This window comes from Streptomyces sp. NBC_00322, from assembly GCF_036147535.1.
In the GTDB taxonomy this organism is placed as follows: Bacteria; Actinomycetota; Actinomycetes; order Streptomycetales; family Streptomycetaceae; genus Streptomyces.
The window spans coordinates 971073-986538 of sequence record NZ_CP108019.1; the positions used below are offsets into that span (position 1 = coordinate 971073).

General features: G+C 71.7%; 11 protein-coding genes. 2 read left to right on the plus strand and 9 right to left on the minus strand.

Annotated elements, in window-relative coordinates:
* Window positions 1–486: 486 nt before the first annotated feature.
* Window positions 487–2178: a S8 family peptidase gene (locus OG905_RS04450; protein ID WP_328682022.1), complete on the plus strand. Its 1692-nt coding sequence runs from the start codon at window positions 487–489 to the stop codon at window positions 2176–2178.
* Window positions 2179–2370: 192 nt separating this feature from the next.
* Window positions 2371–5289 (plus strand): LuxR family transcriptional regulator, encoded by a 2919-nt coding sequence (locus OG905_RS04455; RefSeq protein ID WP_328666284.1) that lies wholly within the window; start codon window positions 2371–2373, stop codon window positions 5287–5289.
* A 36-nt stretch (window positions 5290–5325) separates the two neighbouring features.
* On the opposite strand, the gene OG905_RS04460 is transcribed toward OG905_RS04455, so the two are convergent.
* The 9 genes from OG905_RS04460 to OG905_RS04500 form a co-directional block, all read right to left on the minus strand.
* Window positions 5326–6726, minus strand: coding sequence for a hypothetical protein (locus OG905_RS04460; RefSeq protein ID WP_328666285.1), 1401 nt, complete (start codon window positions 6724–6726; stop codon window positions 5326–5328).
* Between the two features lie 182 nt (window positions 6727–6908).
* Window positions 6909–7724, minus strand: coding sequence for a thioesterase family protein (locus tag OG905_RS04465; RefSeq protein WP_328666286.1), 816 nt, complete (start codon window positions 7722–7724; stop codon window positions 6909–6911).
* Between the two features lie 99 nt (window positions 7725–7823).
* Window positions 7824–8498, minus strand: coding sequence for an SRPBCC family protein (locus OG905_RS04470; RefSeq protein WP_328666287.1), 675 nt, complete (start codon window positions 8496–8498; stop codon window positions 7824–7826).
* Between the two features lie 10 nt (window positions 8499–8508).
* A complete protein-coding gene (locus OG905_RS04475; protein WP_328666288.1) occupies window positions 8509–9621 on the minus strand; it encodes an XdhC/CoxI family protein in 1113 nt (370 codons plus the stop codon).
* Window positions 9614–10774: a vWA domain-containing protein gene (locus OG905_RS04480; RefSeq protein ID WP_328666289.1), complete on the minus strand. Its 1161-nt coding sequence runs from the start codon at window positions 10772–10774 to the stop codon at window positions 9614–9616. Before OG905_RS04480 ends, OG905_RS04475 begins: the two co-directional genes overlap by 8 nt.
* Before the next feature lie 5 nt (window positions 10775–10779).
* Window positions 10780–11658, minus strand: coding sequence for an AAA family ATPase (locus OG905_RS04485; protein ID WP_328666290.1), 879 nt, complete (start codon window positions 11656–11658; stop codon window positions 10780–10782).
* A 4-nt stretch (window positions 11659–11662) separates the two neighbouring features.
* Window positions 11663–12520, minus strand: coding sequence for an FAD binding domain-containing protein (locus OG905_RS04490; RefSeq protein WP_328666291.1), 858 nt, complete (start codon window positions 12518–12520; stop codon window positions 11663–11665).
* Complete coding sequence (locus OG905_RS04495) at window positions 12517–14892, minus strand: xanthine dehydrogenase family protein molybdopterin-binding subunit (protein ID WP_328666292.1); 2376 nt, start codon at window positions 14890–14892, stop codon at window positions 12517–12519. The genes OG905_RS04490 and OG905_RS04495 overlap by 4 nt, the downstream gene beginning before the upstream one ends.
* An 11-nt stretch (window positions 14893–14903) precedes the next feature.
* Window positions 14904–15443, minus strand: a complete 540-nt coding sequence (locus tag OG905_RS04500; protein WP_328666293.1) for a (2Fe-2S)-binding protein — start codon at window positions 15441–15443, stop codon at window positions 14904–14906.
* Window positions 15444–15466: the final 23 nt, after the last annotated feature.

A 15466-nucleotide genomic window follows, 5' to 3' on the forward strand; every position in this document is an offset into this window, starting at 1 on the left:
ATCTCCCCACATGGCCCGACGGACCTTCAGCCCCGGGGCCGCGTCCCGGCCTCGCCCCGACCCTCCACGTCACCCCCACCGGGGGTGACAAGGGTTTTCCCCGTATCGAGTTCATCTCCGCGTTCCCTACTGTCTGCCGCACCGGCGGATCCCATCTTCTGACCCTTAAGTGTCAGGTGCATGTAAATCATGGGTTTCCGTCCGGTGGCGGCCCTTGACCAGGGGCCGTCGCACGGGCGGCGGCGCACGGGCAAACCCGACCCAAGGGCACCACGGATCGCACCCCCACAGCGAACCGTGGTTCCCGCGCCGCCCGCCCGCGCTCCGCACCGTCAGTGGAAAGGGAACACCTTGAACGGTTCCAGACGGAGACTCATATCCGTCGTGGCCGCGAGCGCGACGATCGCCGCCGTCGCCGCGACGTCGTCCGTAGCACTCGCCGCCACCCCGGCACCCTCGCCCAAGCCGGCTCCGGCCGCCCAGGCGATGACCTCACTGCCGACCGCACCGGTCGACAAGGTCATCGTCACCTACAAGGCCAAGACGGCCGAGGCCGGCTCCAACGCGGCGGCCAAGACCGACGCGACGGCCAAGGGCGCTGAGACCGGCGAGAGCCTGTCGTTCGAGCGCAGGCTCGCCGGCGGCGCCGCCCTGATCGACCTCGGGGGCGAGACGTCCAAGCAGGACGTCGCCGAGGTCATGGCCGCCTTCCGCGCCGACTCCTCGGTCGCGTCCGTGGAGCCCGACATCCGCGCCTACGCGATGGCGGTCACCCCGAACGACACCGAGTACACCAAGCAGTGGGACCTGTTCGAGGCCACCGGTGGCATGAATGTGCCCGGCGCCTGGGACAAGGCCACCGGCAGCGGCGTCAACGTCGCCGTGATCGACACCGGCTACGCGGCTCACTCGGACGTCGCCGCCAATGTCATCTCCGGCTACGACTTCATCTCCACCGCCGCGGACGCCCGCGACGGCAACGGCCGCGACAGCGACGCCAAGGACGAGGGCGACTGGAACGCCACCGACGGCGAGTGCGGCACCGGCTCCAAGGCGAGCAACTCCTCCTGGCACGGCACCCACGTCGCGGGCACCATCGCCGCAACGACGGGCAACAGCAAGGGCGTTGCGGGCATCGCGTACAACGCCAAGATCCAGCCCGTCCGTGTGCTCGGCAAGTGCGGCGGCTCATCGGCCGACATCGCCGACGCCATCACCTGGGCGTCCGGCGGCACCGTCCCCGGCGTCCCGGCGAACCCGACGCCCGCCAAGGTCATCAACATGAGCCTCGGCGGCGCCAGCTCCACCTGCCCCAGCGTCTACCAGAACGCCATCAACGGCGCCGTCTCGCGCGGCACCACGGTGGTCGTCGCGGCGGGCAACAGCAACGCCAACGCCTCCGGGTTCACCCCCGCGAACTGCGCCAACATCATCAACGTGGCGTCCACCAGCCGTGAGGGCAACCGTTCGTTCTACTCGAACTACGGAAGCATCGTCGACGTCGCCGCGCCCGGCGGTGAGACCCGCCGCGCCACCGACACGCCCGGCACCGTCACTACCCCCGAGAACGGCATCCTCTCGACGCTGAACTCCGGCGCCACCACCCAGTCGACGGAGAACTACAAGCCCTACCAGGGCACTTCGATGGCCGCCCCGCACATCGCCGGGCTCGCCGCGCTGCTGAAGTCGGCCAAGAGCACTCTCACCCCGGCCGAGATCGAGGCCGCGATCAAGAGCAACGCCAGGCCGCTGCCGGGCACGTGCACCGGAGGCTGCGGCGCCGGTATCGCCGACGCCACCAAGACCGTGAACGCGGTCACCGGCACCACCGGCGGCACGACCTTCACCAACGCGACGGACGTGTCGATCTCGGACAACTCGACCTCCACCTCGTCTATCGCGGTCACCGGCCTCACGGGCAACGCCCCGGCCGCCCTCAAGGTCGCCGTGGACATCAAGCACACCTGGCGCGGCGACCTGGTCATCGACCTGATCGCCCCGGACGGGACCGTGCGCAACCTGAAGACGTCTTCGGGCTCGGACAGCGCCGACAACGTCCTCGCGACGTACACGGTCGACGCGTCCAGCGAGGTCGCGGGCGGCACCTGGAAGCTCCAGGTCCGCGATGTGGCATCGGGTGACACCGGCTACATCGACAGCTGGAGCCTCACCTTCTGAACCACCCCGAATTACTGCATCATCGCTGGTCAGGGGCGCGTCCGCGGTTACTCACCGCAGGCGCGCCCCGCCGCCTGTCCAAGGCCCGGCGTCCGCATGCCGGACACCGGGCCTGGACTGTGCAGGCATGGTTCGTATTCTCTGCACACGTGGGCAGGGGGTCCGCGCACGCCGGAAGGTGGTGGTGGGCACGTGACAACGGCGGCGTACCGCCCTGCGCCGGTCGGGCGGGTGGAGCTCCTCGCCCGGCTCGAACGGGTCCTGAACACCCGCGGGCGCGCCCTGCTCACCGGCCCCGCCGGGGTCGGCAAGACGGAGGTCGCCCTGGCCACCGCCGCGCGCGTGGAGTCACGCGGCGAGCGAGTGCTGTGGCTCGCCACGCTCCCCGCCGACCGGGACATACCGGGCGCCGCAGCTGCCGCCCTCGTCGCGTCCATATCGGCGAGCGTGTCCTGGCCCGTGCCCGGGACGCACGGCGGCCCGGCAGCGCCCGACAGTCCGGGCGGCTTCGACATCCTCGAAGAGCTGCCCGGTCCGCAGCGGACCGCCGTCGCCATGCTGTGCCGCGAAGCGCCCATCCCCGACGACGGCTGGGATCCCATCGCGCTTCGTCTGGCCATCGCCCAGATCCTGCGGACCCTTGCCGCGCGCGGCCCCGTCCTGCTGGTCGTCGACGGTGTCCAGCGCATCGACGCCGACAGCGCCGACCTGCTGCGCTTCGCCCTGCATCTGGCCCCCGCCGGGCTGCGGGCCATCGCCGTCGAGACCCCGGCGGCGTACGGGTCCGACCCGGCAGGGGCTGCCGTGCCGCAGCCGGACGGGGCGGGCCCTGAACCCCTCTGGGTGCCCTCCGAGGCCGATGTCCTGTTCGTCCCACCGCTGCACGCCGACGAGATCGCCGAACTCCTCATCCACCACCGGCTGCCGTCCCGGATGGCCGGGCGCATCCACCGGGCCAGCGGCGGCAATCCGCGGCTCGCGCTCGCCGTCGGCCGCTCCCTCGCCGACGCGCGCACGCCGGTGCACCACGCCGAGACGCTGTCCCTTTCCGGCCGTGCGCGCGATCTCGCCCGGCAGCTGCTGGGGGCCGCCTCCCCCGCCGTCCGCGGCACGCTCCTTCTGTCCGCGCTTGCGCTGCGGCCGACGGCGTCACTGATCCGCCGCGCGGGCCGCCTCACCGCCGAGGCCGACCTCGCGGCCGCCGAGCGGGCCAATCTGATCTCCCTGAAGGAGGACGGCACGGTCGCCTTCACCGCCGGCGTGCTGCCGTCCACTCTGGTGCACGACGCCTGCTGGACCGAGCGCAGCGACGGCCACGCGGCGCTCGCGCGGGTCGTGGACGACCCTGTCGAGGCGGTACGGCACCGGGCTCTGGCCACGGACATCCCCGACGAGGGTCTTGCGGCCGAGGTCGCGGCGGCGGCCGAGACGGCGCGTCGCCGCGGAAACAGCGCGCTGGCCGCCGAACTCGCCCTGCTCGCGGCCGAGTCCACCCCCGTCGGGCTCGGTGCGCAACGGATCACCAGGCTTGTCGACGCGGCCGAGGAGGCGGCCCGCGCAGCCCGAGCGGATCTGGCGATGCGTGCCGCGACCGATCTCCTCGCCCGCGACGCCGCGCCGGCCGACCGGGTCCGCGCGCGGCTCGCGGTGCTGGACACGGCCGGGCAGGGGCTGAGCGACCTCGACGAGATCTACGTACACGCGATGGAGGACTCCGAGGGCGACACGGCGCTGCGGGCGGCCGTGCAGCTGCGGCTGGCGGTGAAGTACGTGCTGGCGGACGGCGATCCCGTACGCTCGCGGGCCGCGGCCGTCGAGTCCGCCGCGCTCGCCGGGTCGGTGGGCGACCGCAAGACGGCGGCCAGGGCGCTGACCGTGCAGGCCCGGATGGAACGGGTCCTCGGCTCGCCGGACGCGGAGCGGATTCTCGCGGAGGCGCGAGCCCTGGAAGTGTTCGAGCGCCCGCTCGGAATCCGTAACGCGGCACAGATACTGACGATCCGTCATGCCCTGTTCGACGACCGTCTCGCCGACGCCCGCGACCAGCTCAACGCCCTGCTGCCGCTGGTGGAGCGCCGGGGCCCGGTGGAGGACGCCATCGAGCTGTTCCACACACTCGCGGCCGTCGAAGCCCGGCAGGGCCAGTGCGCGGCGGCGCTCGCGCACGCCGGAAGGGCCCTCGCCCTGACGCTGGAGGCCGGTCTCTCGCCGGGACCCGCGTGGTACACGCTCGCTCTCGCGGAGACGGCGGGCGGCAGCTTCGCACGGGCCGCCAGCTACGCCCGGCGCAGCGTCCAGGCCTCCGAGGAGGAGTGCGACCACGTCTTTCTCTCCCGCAGCCTGTACGCACTGGGCCGGGTTCAGCTCGTCGCCGGGGATGTGGCCAACGCCCTGGAGACCCTGCGCCGGGTCCAGGCCGCCGAGCACGCCCAGTCGACCGTGGACCCGTCCATGCTGCGCTGGCACGAGGAGCTCGCCGAGGCCCTGCTGGCGAACGACGCACCTGAGGAGGCCGCGAGCCTGCTCGCCGCTGTACGGCCGGTGGCCGAGCGCCTGGGCCGTACGACGGTGCTGCTCGGCTGCGACCGGGCGTACGCGCTGTACCTGGCGGCGAGCGGGAAAGCCGAGGAGGCGGCGGGCCTGCTCACCCAGACCGCCGACCGATTCGACATGGCGGGTCTGCCCCTGGAGCGCGGCCGGGCGCTGATCGCGCTCGCGCGGGTCGAGCGCCGTCGCCGACGGCGGTCGGCCGCCCAGAACGCGCTCCACTCCGCGGCCTCGGTCTTCGAACGGGCGGGAGCATCCCCCTGGCTGGCGCTGGCCGCGGAGACCGGGTCGTCGCGGGCGACCGAACCCGACGCGGCCCGCGGTGGCGCCCCCGCCTCCCTCACGGAGGCGGAGCTGCGCCTCGCGCTGCTGGTCCGCGAGGGGGCGAGCAACCAGGAGGCGGCGGCCAAGCTGTACCTCAGCGTGAAGACGGTCGAGGCGCGTCTGACCCGCATCTACCAGAAGCTGGACGTCCGTTCGCGCGCGCAGCTGGCGACCGCCCTGAACGCCTGGCCGAGCCATCGGGCGGCGGCGGAATCCACGGACGGCCCGGCGGGAGGCTGATCCCGCCGGGCCGTCCGTGTCTCGTCGACGACAGGGTCAGGCGAGGGCGCCCTTGCCCTGTGCCAGCGTCCACTCCTTGTGCAACGCACCCAGGGGGATGCGGTGTTCGAAGATGGGCGTGCCGAAGATGGAGAGCTGCAGTTGCAGCCACCCCGCCAGGTCCACGCCGCCGTATATCTTCCAGGCTCCCACGACGGACCCGGGCGTCGCTGAGGCACTGACCTCGCCCCGTAGATACGGAGCGAGATCCGCGGTCACGCCGACCGCGCCGTACAGACCGACCGTCGCCTCGGCGCCGAGAGCCGCCTTCACCTGACCGGCCGCCGTGGCCTTCGCACTTACCGGAGTACCTGTGATGTCGGAGGTGCTGACCGGCTTCCAGCCGCCCGCCTTGGTGTAGCTGCCGCCGATCCGGAAGCCGCCCTTGAGGTCCTGCTTGACTTCGACGGTGACGGTGCCGTCACCGGCCACCTGGACATATGCCGTGAGGTCGAGGTTCACCACGACCGGCACGGGCCCGACCTGGATCACGGGATCGGCGTGCAGCTTGGCGAAGGGAATCCGCACCGGCTTGCCGCCGGCACTCGCCCTGCCCTTCAGCTCCCACTGGGACGTCCAGTCACCGGTGAGGCCGATGAAGGCGGAGTCCGGGGTGAAGGCGGAGGACCCGTCGTACGAGAACTCGACCTCGGGGGCGAGCTGCACATAGCCCGAGACGGACGCCGCTCCCGACACGGGAGCGCCCTCGGTGACCGGGAGCGGGACCGAGGCCCCGACATCGATCCGCAGGCTTCCCAGGGGCACCTTCGCGCCCTGGGGACCCACATGAATGTTCCCGGCCTTGGCCCAGGAGACCTTCACTCCCTTGACCAGCGGTTCGACGCCGACGCTCGCCGGGTCGACGGGCACGGTCCCGTCGGCCTTGTCGTCACCGAGCAGTGCACCGAGCGTCGACGGCTCGGTCCTGACCTCGGTGCCCTTCTCGGTCTTTCCGGCGACGCCGGTGACCTTGGCGAGCAGCCCGTCGGGAGCGCCGGGCGCGGGCCCGCTGGCGATGATGTCCCCGACGGCCGGGGTGTGTTCGACGGGTGCGGTCGAAGGCGACTTCTCCGGAGCGGTCCTCGAAGGCGACTTCTCCGCAGTGGATATGACGGCACGTCGACTGCCGCGGTCGTACGAGGCGACCTTGAGCGGTGACTTCTTCGCCCCGCCTCCGCCCGCGCGGGCGACGGCGGTCGGCTTCCCCTGGGGCGCGGCGGACACGTCGAGCTGCCGCGAGGGGCCGGGGTCGGGTGTCACGACGCTGGTGGGAGTCGGCCCTTCAGCGCCGGCGGCGGCCGGGGACGAATCCCCGGTGCCGGCCGAACACCCGGAGGCGAAAAGGGAAATGGTGGCCAGAGCAGCAAGAAGGGCACGTCTGGCGGACAGCTTACGCACGTGGGAATCCTCGGAGCGTGTGTTGGGGGATACGCGCAACAGGAAGGGACTCGCGAGTACCCGCGAGTAACAACCGGCCCGACGATCCCACACACGTCGCAGCCGGAGCCAAGATTCACCGGAACCCCGGCAATGAACTGCGTCACATCTTCAACACGCGGCCCTGGCAGGCCACTTCGGGATCAGCGTTCAGTGACGAGCAGAGTCTGCAGGATGCGACCGCAGTCGCCGGCGCTGTCATCGAGCTGTCCCAGGGCCAGCCCGGATCCGCCGGGGCTTGCCGCCGTCGCCGAGCGCACGCAGAACCATTCGCCGACCGGTTCACGGTGCAGGGCGAGCGTGACGTCCGTATTGATGACGAGCCGCCGTTGGTGGTCGAGCTCGAAGCCGACCGCCCAGTTGCTGTCCGCCAAGGTGAGCGCCCGGGTCAGCGCGGTGTCCTCCTCGCCGGCCACCAGCGGGATGCGCTGCCGCGCCCATACCGTCCCGGGCCCGGGCGTGTCGAATCCCTGCCCCGGTTCGAATCGCCACTCCATGGCGGAGACATAACCGGCGAGGTGAGCACCTTCCATGGTCTGCGGCGGCTGCGGACCGGGCAACGGAGGAGGGCCGGGTTCGGGGCGCAACGACGGGGTGTCAGCCGGACTGGCGATCATCCGCCAGGCCCGCGCCAGCAGGACCGGCTGCCCGTTGGACGTGATCTCGCCTTCGAGGAGTTCGACGCGCCCGCCCGAACGCACCGTCCGTACATCGACCTTCAGCTCGGCCACCGGCACCGGACGCGGCAGCTCCAGCGTGATGCGCGCGATCCGGAAGTCCTCTCTGGGCGTGTGCCGCTCCATGGCCCGGCCGAGCAGGGCGGAAGGAGGCCCGGCATGCTGCGTCTTCGGGCTCCACGGCCCCGCGGTGGCGGTGGTGCTCTCGTATCGGCCCTGGCCGAGACTCCGGTAGAAGGCCTCGGGCAACTCACTCGCGTCGGGCGTGGCATCAGCAGTCATACATGAACTCCGAATCGGTGGCACATTCCTGGGGTTGTTTCCTACCCGGTCCGTGCCAGTGAGGTCCATGCAGTCACCACACCGTTTCCAGCGGACCGGTCAGCATTTCCTGCGGATGAGGATGACGGCCAGTACGGCGAGGGCCGCCGCGAGAAGGACTCCCGCCGCGCGCTTGGCGACCGGGAAGCCCGCTGTACGCAGGAGATCGATCGGCTCGGCCTCACGGTTTCCGGCGCCCGCGACCATGGCGGCTGCGTCGGCGGCCTGGTCGCCTTCGGTCTCGGCGTCGGCTCTGTGCGCTGTGTCGGCGGGCGCGCCCTCGGCCGGTTCGGGTCCGGCCAACTGCTGGGCCAGACAGTCCGCGAACCGGCCGATGAGCTTGTTGCCGACTTCGGCCATGACCCCGCGGCCGAACTGGGCCGGCCGTCCGGTGATCGTCAGATCGGTCACGACGACGACCGCCGTCGCTCCGTCGCGGTCGGCCAGCGTTCCGGTCACCGTGGCGCTCGCCGTGCCCTGTCCGCGGACTTCCTTGCCCTTGGCGGCGAGGACGATCCGGTGCGCCGACTCGTCCTTCTCCTGGAAGGTGGCGGTGCCCCGGTAGGTCACGGTGACGGGGCCGACGCGCACCTTCACGGCTCCCTCGATGGTCTCGCCGTCGAAGCCCTCGACACTGGCGCCGGGCATGCAGGGGGCGACCCGCTCGATATCGAGGAGCACCCGCCATGCCTCGTCGACCGGTACAGGGACGGTGAACGAGTGCTGCAGTTCCATGGTCTGCTCCTCACACCGGCTTCAGATGCGGATGGTGGATCGCTCCCGCCGTGTCCGCGAGCGGGGTGCCACTGCCACCCCAGCGCAGCGCCACGATCTCCGCCGCGATGGAGACGGCCACCTCCTCGGGCGTACGGGCGCCGAGATCGAGGCCGATGGGCGAGCGCAGCCGCGCCAGTTCCGCCTCGTCCAGTCCCTGCTCCCGCAGCCGCTTCAGGCGGTCGTCGTGGGTGCGGCGGCTGCCCATCACGCCGATGTACGCGGCCGGGGAGCGCAGCGCCACTTCGAGCAGCGGGACGTCGAACTTCGGGTCGTGGGTGAGCACGCACATCACGGTCCGGTCGTCCACCTCGGTACCGCTCAGATACCGGTGCGGCCAGTCGACCACCACCTCGGCCCCGTCAGGGAACCTGCGGGGGTCGGCGAAGGCCGGGCGCGCGTCGCACACGGTCACCCGGTAGCCGAGGAACCCGCCGATCCGGGCGACCGCGGCGGCGAAGTCGATCGCGCCGAAGACCAGCATCCGTGGTGGCGGGGCGAAGGACTGCAGGAACACGGTGACGTCGTCCTCGCGCCGTTCCCCGTGCGGGCCGTAGTGCCGCAGACCGGAGGCGCCCTGTGCCAGTTCCCCGCGCGCGTCCGCGGTGACGGCCACGTCCAGACCCTCCGACCCAAGCGAGCCGGACACAGTATCCGGCCATACGGCGAGCGCGGACCCGCGCAGGGCCGGACCGTCGATCACGGTGGCCGCCACCACGGGGCGGTGCTCGGCGACCGATGCCGCGACCTGCCCGAACGAGGCGTCCATTTCGGGCGATACGGACCGTACGAGGAGCGTGATCTCCCCGCCGCAGGTGAGGCCGACGGCGAAGGCGTCCTCGTCGCTGTAGCCGAAGGTCTGCAGCCGGGCCTCACCGGTCTGAACGACCTCCTGGGCCAGTTCGAAGACCGCGCCCTCCACGCAGCCGCCGGAGACGCTGCCCACGACCTCGTCGTCCGGGCCCACCGCCATCGCGGCCCCGGGACCGCGTGGCGCACTGCGGCTCACCGCGACAACAGTGGCGAGCCCGAAGGGGGTTCCGGCCGCGTACCACCGGCTGAGCACAGGGAGAATCTCACGCATCGCTCGCACCTTTCACCACGGCCGCCAGGCGCTCCAGGGCCGCCAGGCTGTGTCCCTCGACGAACGCGTCCACGCTGGGCAGCGCCGCCGCCATCCCGGCCGCGAGCGGGGCGTATCCCGGACGCGCCTTGCGCGGGTTGGCCCACACCACGCGGTGCGCCAGTCGGTGCAGCCGCCGCATCTGGGCCGCCAGCAGTTCCGGATCGCCGCGCTCCCATCCGTCGGAGAGCACCACGACCACCGCTCCGCGGGCCGTGCCGCGCTGCCCCCAGCGGTCGAGGAAGGCGCGGAGCATCTCGCCGAGCCGGGTGCCTCCGCTCCAGTCGGGCACCGCGGAGGCGACGGCTGCCAGCGCCGCGTCGGGGTCGTGGTGCGCCATCTCACGGGTCACGCGGGTCAGCCGGGTGCCGATCGTGAACACCTCGGTCTGTGTACGGGTGGTGGGCGAGGCCTGCGCCGCGGCGTGCGCGAAGCGGAGCAGGGCGCTCGCGTACGGGTCCATCGAGCCGCTGACATCCAGCAGCAGCACCACCCGGCGGGGCTTGGTGGCGGGGGCACGGTAGCGCAGCCTGGCCGGTTCCCCGCCGCGCTGCAGCAGCTCTCGTACGGTGCGTCGCGGATCGACGCCGCCGCGCCGGGCCGGGCGCAGCCGTGGGGTGCGGCGCGGCTCACCGCTCAGCGCGAACGCCGCGAGCAGCCGCCGCAGTTGGGCCCGCTCGGCTGCGGACAGCTCGGCCATGTCCCGGTGGCGCAGGACTTCGGCGGAACTCGCCAGGGCTGAGGCGGGCCGAGCCGTACCGTCCTCTTCCTCCGGCCCGGCAGGCAAGGCGGCCTCGGCGGTCACCAGGTGGAGCGCGGGCCCGGGGGCCGGCGCCCTGCGCGTCCGGTCGCCGACGGGCGGCTTCTGCGTGAAGTAGGCGGCGAAGACACGGTCGTAGCGTTCGAGGTCGTCCTGGCTGCCGCACAGGGTGAGCCGGCCGGCCCAGTAGACGTCGGAGCGCCGCTCGGACCCGAGGAGCGCGAGCGCGGCCAGGAAACTCTGCACCCGGCCCGGTCCCGCGGCGACCCCGGCAGCGCGCAGGGCCCGGGCGAAGCCGACGAGGACCGCGGTCGCGTCCACCGCCGGTGCTGGGGACAGGGGGGTAGGGGGCACGGTGCTCACGCTCCCCGGGCCGCGAGGATCGCGGACAGGTCCAGGGAACGGGCTCGTTCGGCGTCCTCGCGGTACTTGAGCACCGAGCCGAGGGTGGCGACGGCCAGCTCGGCGTCGAGCTCGGTCGCACCGAGTGCGTCCAGGGCCTCGGCCCAGTCGATGGTCTCGGCCACCCCGGGCGGCTTGAGCAACTCCTTTGTGCGCAGGGTCTGTACGACGGCGGTGACCTGTGCGGCGAGCCGTTGTGTCACCTGAGGCTGGCGTCTGCGGACGATCGCGAGTTCGCGTTCGAAGCCGGGGTGGTCGAACCAGTGGTACAGACAGCGCCGTTTCAGGGCGTCGTGGACCTCGCGCGTGCGGTTGGAGGTGAGGACGACCACGGGCGGTGACGCCGCCCGCAGGGTGCCCAGTTCGGGAACGGTGACGCTGTACTCGGACAGCAGCTCCAGGAGGAACGCCTCGAACTCGTCGTCGGCCCGGTCGACTTCGTCGACGAGCAGGACCGACGGCCGCGTCTCGAGCGCCTGCAGAAGCGGGCGCGCGATGAGGAAGCGCCTGCTGTACAGCTCGCTCTCCAGCCGCTCCGCGTCGCTGACCCCGGCGGCTTCGGCGGCCCGCAGGTGCAGCAGCTGCCGCGGGAAGTCCCAGTCGTACAGGGCCTGCGACGCGTCGATGCCCTCGTAGCACTGCAGACGGATCAGGGGCGCTTCGAGCACCTGCGCGAGGGCTGACGCGAGCGCGGTCTTGCCCGTGCCCGCGTCGCCCTCGCAGAAGATCGGCCGGTGCAGCTTGAGGGCCAGGAAACAGGCGATGGCCAGACCGTCATCGACGAGATAACCGGTCTTCTCCAGTCTCGCCCGCAGCTCCTCGGGCCCGGCCGTCACACGCTCACTCCATCCCGGCCGCAGCCAGTACCGCCCGGCGGGTGAGCACCCGCGCCAGGTGTTCGCGGTACTCGGGCGACGCCGACAGGTCGGAGGCCGGACGGGTGCCGTCCGCCGCCGATTCGGCGGCCCGCGCCACCGCGGCCGGGTCGGCGTCCGCCCCGGCGAGCGCCTCCTCGGTGGCACTCGCCCGCAAGGGGGTCGCGCCCATGTTGGTCAGCGCGACACGGGATTCGACGAGGTGGCCGTCGTCGCGACGCACCATCGCGGCCACACCGACGATCGCCCAGGCCTGCGCGACCTGGTTGAACTTCTCATAGTGGTAACCCCAGGTGTCGCTCTTGGGCACGCGGACCTCCACCAGCAGTTCGTCGGGCCCGAGCGCGGTCTGCAGGTAGTCGGTGAAGAATTCGCGTGCCGGAATGGTGCGCCTGCCCTGCGGCCCCATGGCGACCATCTCGCCGTCGAGTGCCAGCAGCACCGCAGGCAGGTCCCCCGCAGGGTCTGCGTGGGAGAGCGAGCCGCCGATGGTGCCGCGATGGCGTACGGACGGGTCGGCGACGGTCTCGGTCGCGGCGGCCAGCAGCCCTGCGTGGCTGCGTACCAGCGGGTCACGGATGACGTCGTGGTGGGTCGTCATGGCCCCGATCACGAGCGTGTCGGCTTCGGCGCGGACACCGCGCAGTTCGGGGATCCGGCCGACGTCGACGAGCAGTTCGGGGAAGGCGAGCCGGAGCCGGAGGATGGGGATCAGGCTCTGGCCGCCGGCCAGGACCTTGGCGTCCTCGCCGCCGTCCACCAGGGCGCGTACCGCTTCGTCGACCGTCTGCGGCCGTGCGTAGTCGAATGCCGCGGGAATCATGCTGCTGCCTCCTCGGCCCGGGCCGCCGTGACGGCCTGCCAGATGCGCTGCGGCGTGCACGGCATCGCTACGTCCTTCACACCCATCGGCCGCAGTGCGTCCACGACCGCGTTGACCACGGCCGGTGTGGAGGCGATCGTCCCGGTCTCGCCGACCCCCTTGACGCCGAGCGCGTTGGAGGTCGCCGGGGTCTCGGTGCGGTCGGTGACGAAGTCCGGCAGGTCGACCGCCGAGGGCACCAGATAGTCCGCCATGGTGCCGGAGAGCAGGTTGCCCTCGGTGTCGTACACCGCCTCCTCGTAGAGCGCCTGGGAGATTCCCTGCGCCACGCCACCGTGGATCTGCCCCTGGACGATCATGGGGTTGATGACCTTGCCGACGTCGTCGACGCAGACGTAACTGCGGATCCGGGCACGGCCGGTCTCGGTGTCGACCTCGATCGCGCACAGGTGGGTGCCGAAGGGGAACGAGAAGGTTTCCGGGTCGACCAGGTGCTCGGCGTTGATCGTCGGCTCCATGCCGTCGGGCAGGTCGTGGGACGAGAACGTCGCGAAGGCCACTTCCTGGATGGTCTTCGTCGCCTCGGGTGATCCCTTCACGGAGAAGACCCCGCCGGAGAACTCCAGGTCCGCCTCGCTCGCCTCCAGCAGGTGCGCGGCGACCTTGCGGGCCTTGGCCACCACCTTCTGCGCGGCGTGGTGGACGGCGAGTCCGCCCACCACGAGCGAGCGGGAGCCGTAGGTGTCCATGCCCTGCGGTACCGCCTTGGTGTCGCCGTGCACCACCTCGATGTCGTCGAAGGGCACACCGAGCACGTCCGCCGCGATCTGGCTCCAGCAGGTGGCGTGCCCCTGACCGTGCGGGCTGGTGCCGGTGGCCACCTCGACCGTGCCTGTGGGCAGCATGCGGATGGTGGCGGCCTCCCAGCCGCCGGCGACGTAGCGCAGTTCGCGCAGGATCCGGCTCGGGGCCAGGCCGCACATCTCGGTGTACGTCGAGATGCCGATGCCGAGGCGGACCGGATCGTTGTTCTCGTTGCGAGCACGCTGCTCGGCGCGCAGGTCGTCGTAGCCGAAGAGCGCCATGGCGCGGTCGGTGGCCGCCTCGTAGTTGCCGCTGTCGTAGGTGAGCCCGGAGATGGAGGTGTACGGGAACTCGTCGTGGCCGATCCAGTTGCGGCGGCGCAGCTCCATGGGGTCCATGCCCAGTTCCGCGGCCAGTTCGTCCATGGTCCGCTCGATGGCGAACGTGGCCTCCGGCCGGCCGGCGCCGCGGTAGGCGTCCGTGGGGGTCTTGGTGGTGAAGACGCCGGTGCACTTGAAGTCGTACGCGTTCATCTTGTAGATGCCGCAGTACATGAACGCGCCCAGAAGCGGGGTGCCGGGGGTGATCAGCATCAGATAGGCGCCCATGTCGGCGAGCAGGTGGGCCCGCATGCCGAGGACCTTGCCGTCGCGGGTCGCGGCGATCTCGATGTCCTGGATCTGGCCGCGGCCGTGATGGGTGGCCTGGTAGCCCTCCGACCGGGACTCGGTCCACTTGACCGGCCGGCCGAGCCGCCTGGCCACGGCGAGGGCGACTGCTTCCTCGCCGTACACCTGGAGCTTGGATCCGAAGCCCCCGCCGACGTCCGGGGCGATCACCCGCAGCTGGTGCTCGGGGATGCCGGTGACCATCGACAGGGTCACGCGCGCCACGTGCGGGACCTGGGTCGAGGAGTACAGGGTGTACTCGTTGGACGCCGTGGGCGGGGTCGCGACGACGGCGCGTGGCTCCATCGCGTTCGGGATCAGGCGCTGTTGGGTGTAGCGGCGGCGCACGACGGTGTCGGCACGGGCCTTCTCCGCCTCGTAGTCGCCGGTGGCGAGCGGCCAGGTGTAGCAGCGGTTGGTGCCCTTGTCGGAGTGGACCAGCGGGGCGCCGTCGGCCAGCGCGGCCTCCAGATCCAGTACCGGAGGCAGTGGCGTGTAGTCGACCTCGATGGCCTCCAGCGCATCGGCCGCGGCATAGCGGTCACGGGCAATGACGATGGCGACGGGGTCTCCGGCGTAGCGGACCTCGTCGACGGCGATCGGTGGGTGGTCGGGCATGACGATGTCTTCCGTCACCGGCCATACGCAGGGCATGGAACCCAGCTCGTCGGCCAGGTCGCGGCCGCTGAACGCGGCGATCACTCCTGGCCGCCCCAGCGCGGGCGAAACGTCGACGCGGTCGATCGTGGCGTGTGCCATGGGGCTGCGCAGGATCGCCATGTGCAGCATGCCCGTGACGGCGATGTTGTCGGTCCAGGTGGTCCGGCCGGTCACCAGCCGGGCGTCTTCCTTGCGGGTCCGCGAGCGGCCGACCTCGACGCTGAGCTGCTCGGTAGTCATTCCGGCGCCTCCTACCCGGCTGCGGCCGGGGCCGTGGATGTGACCGGCGCGGTCTCCGTGACGGCTCCCGGCGCGGGAGCGCGGCGGCGCCGCTCCTCGGCAGCCGCCGCGAGGACGGCACGCACGATGTTCTGGTAGCCGGTGCACCGGCAGAGATTGCCCTCGAGACCGAGACGGATCTCTTCCGGGGTGGGGTCCGGGTTCTCCTTGAGCAGATCCCGGGCGGCCATGATCATGCCGGGGGTGCAGTAGCCGCACTGCAGAGCGTGCTGCTGATGAAACGCCGTCTGGAGCGGGTCCCATTCGGCGCCGGACGCCAGTCCCTGAATGGTCGTCACCTCACAGCCGTCGGCCTGGACGGCCAGGACCGAGCAGCTCTTGACGCTGTCACCGTCCAGCTCGACCGTGCAGGCCCCACAGTTCGAGGTGTCGCATCCGACGGGGGTACCGGTGAGGCCGAGGTGGTCGCGCAGGTAGTGGACGAGCAGGAGGCGGGGTTCCACCTCGTCCTCGTAGGCCGTGCCGTCAACCGTCAGCGAGATATGGGTCATATGCCCTCCCAGAGACACGGGCA

What these genes read in the sequence shown, in the direction of transcription:
- OG905_RS04470 (WP_328666287.1), bottom strand. Translation starts at nt 8,498, where the DNA reads ATGGAACTGCAGCACTCGTTCACCGTCCCTGTACCGGTCGACGAGGCA.
- OG905_RS04500 (WP_328666293.1), bottom strand. Translation starts at nt 15,443, where the DNA reads ATGACCCATATCTCGCTGACGGTTGACGGCACGGCCTACGAGGACGAG.
- OG905_RS04465 (WP_328666286.1), bottom strand. Translation starts at nt 7,724, where the DNA reads ATGACTGCTGATGCCACGCCCGACGCGAGTGAGTTGCCCGAGGCCTTC.
- OG905_RS04495 (WP_328666292.1), bottom strand. Translation starts at nt 14,892, where the DNA reads ATGACTACCGAGCAGCTCAGCGTCGAGGTCGGCCGCTCGCGGACCCGC.
- OG905_RS04450 (WP_328682022.1), top strand. Translation starts at nt 487, where the DNA reads ATGACCTCACTGCCGACCGCACCGGTCGACAAGGTCATCGTCACCTAC.
- OG905_RS04490 (WP_328666291.1), bottom strand. Translation starts at nt 12,520, where the DNA reads ATGATTCCCGCGGCATTCGACTACGCACGGCCGCAGACGGTCGACGAA.
- OG905_RS04475 (WP_328666288.1), bottom strand. Translation starts at nt 9,621, where the DNA reads ATGCGTGAGATTCTCCCTGTGCTCAGCCGGTGGTACGCGGCCGGAACC.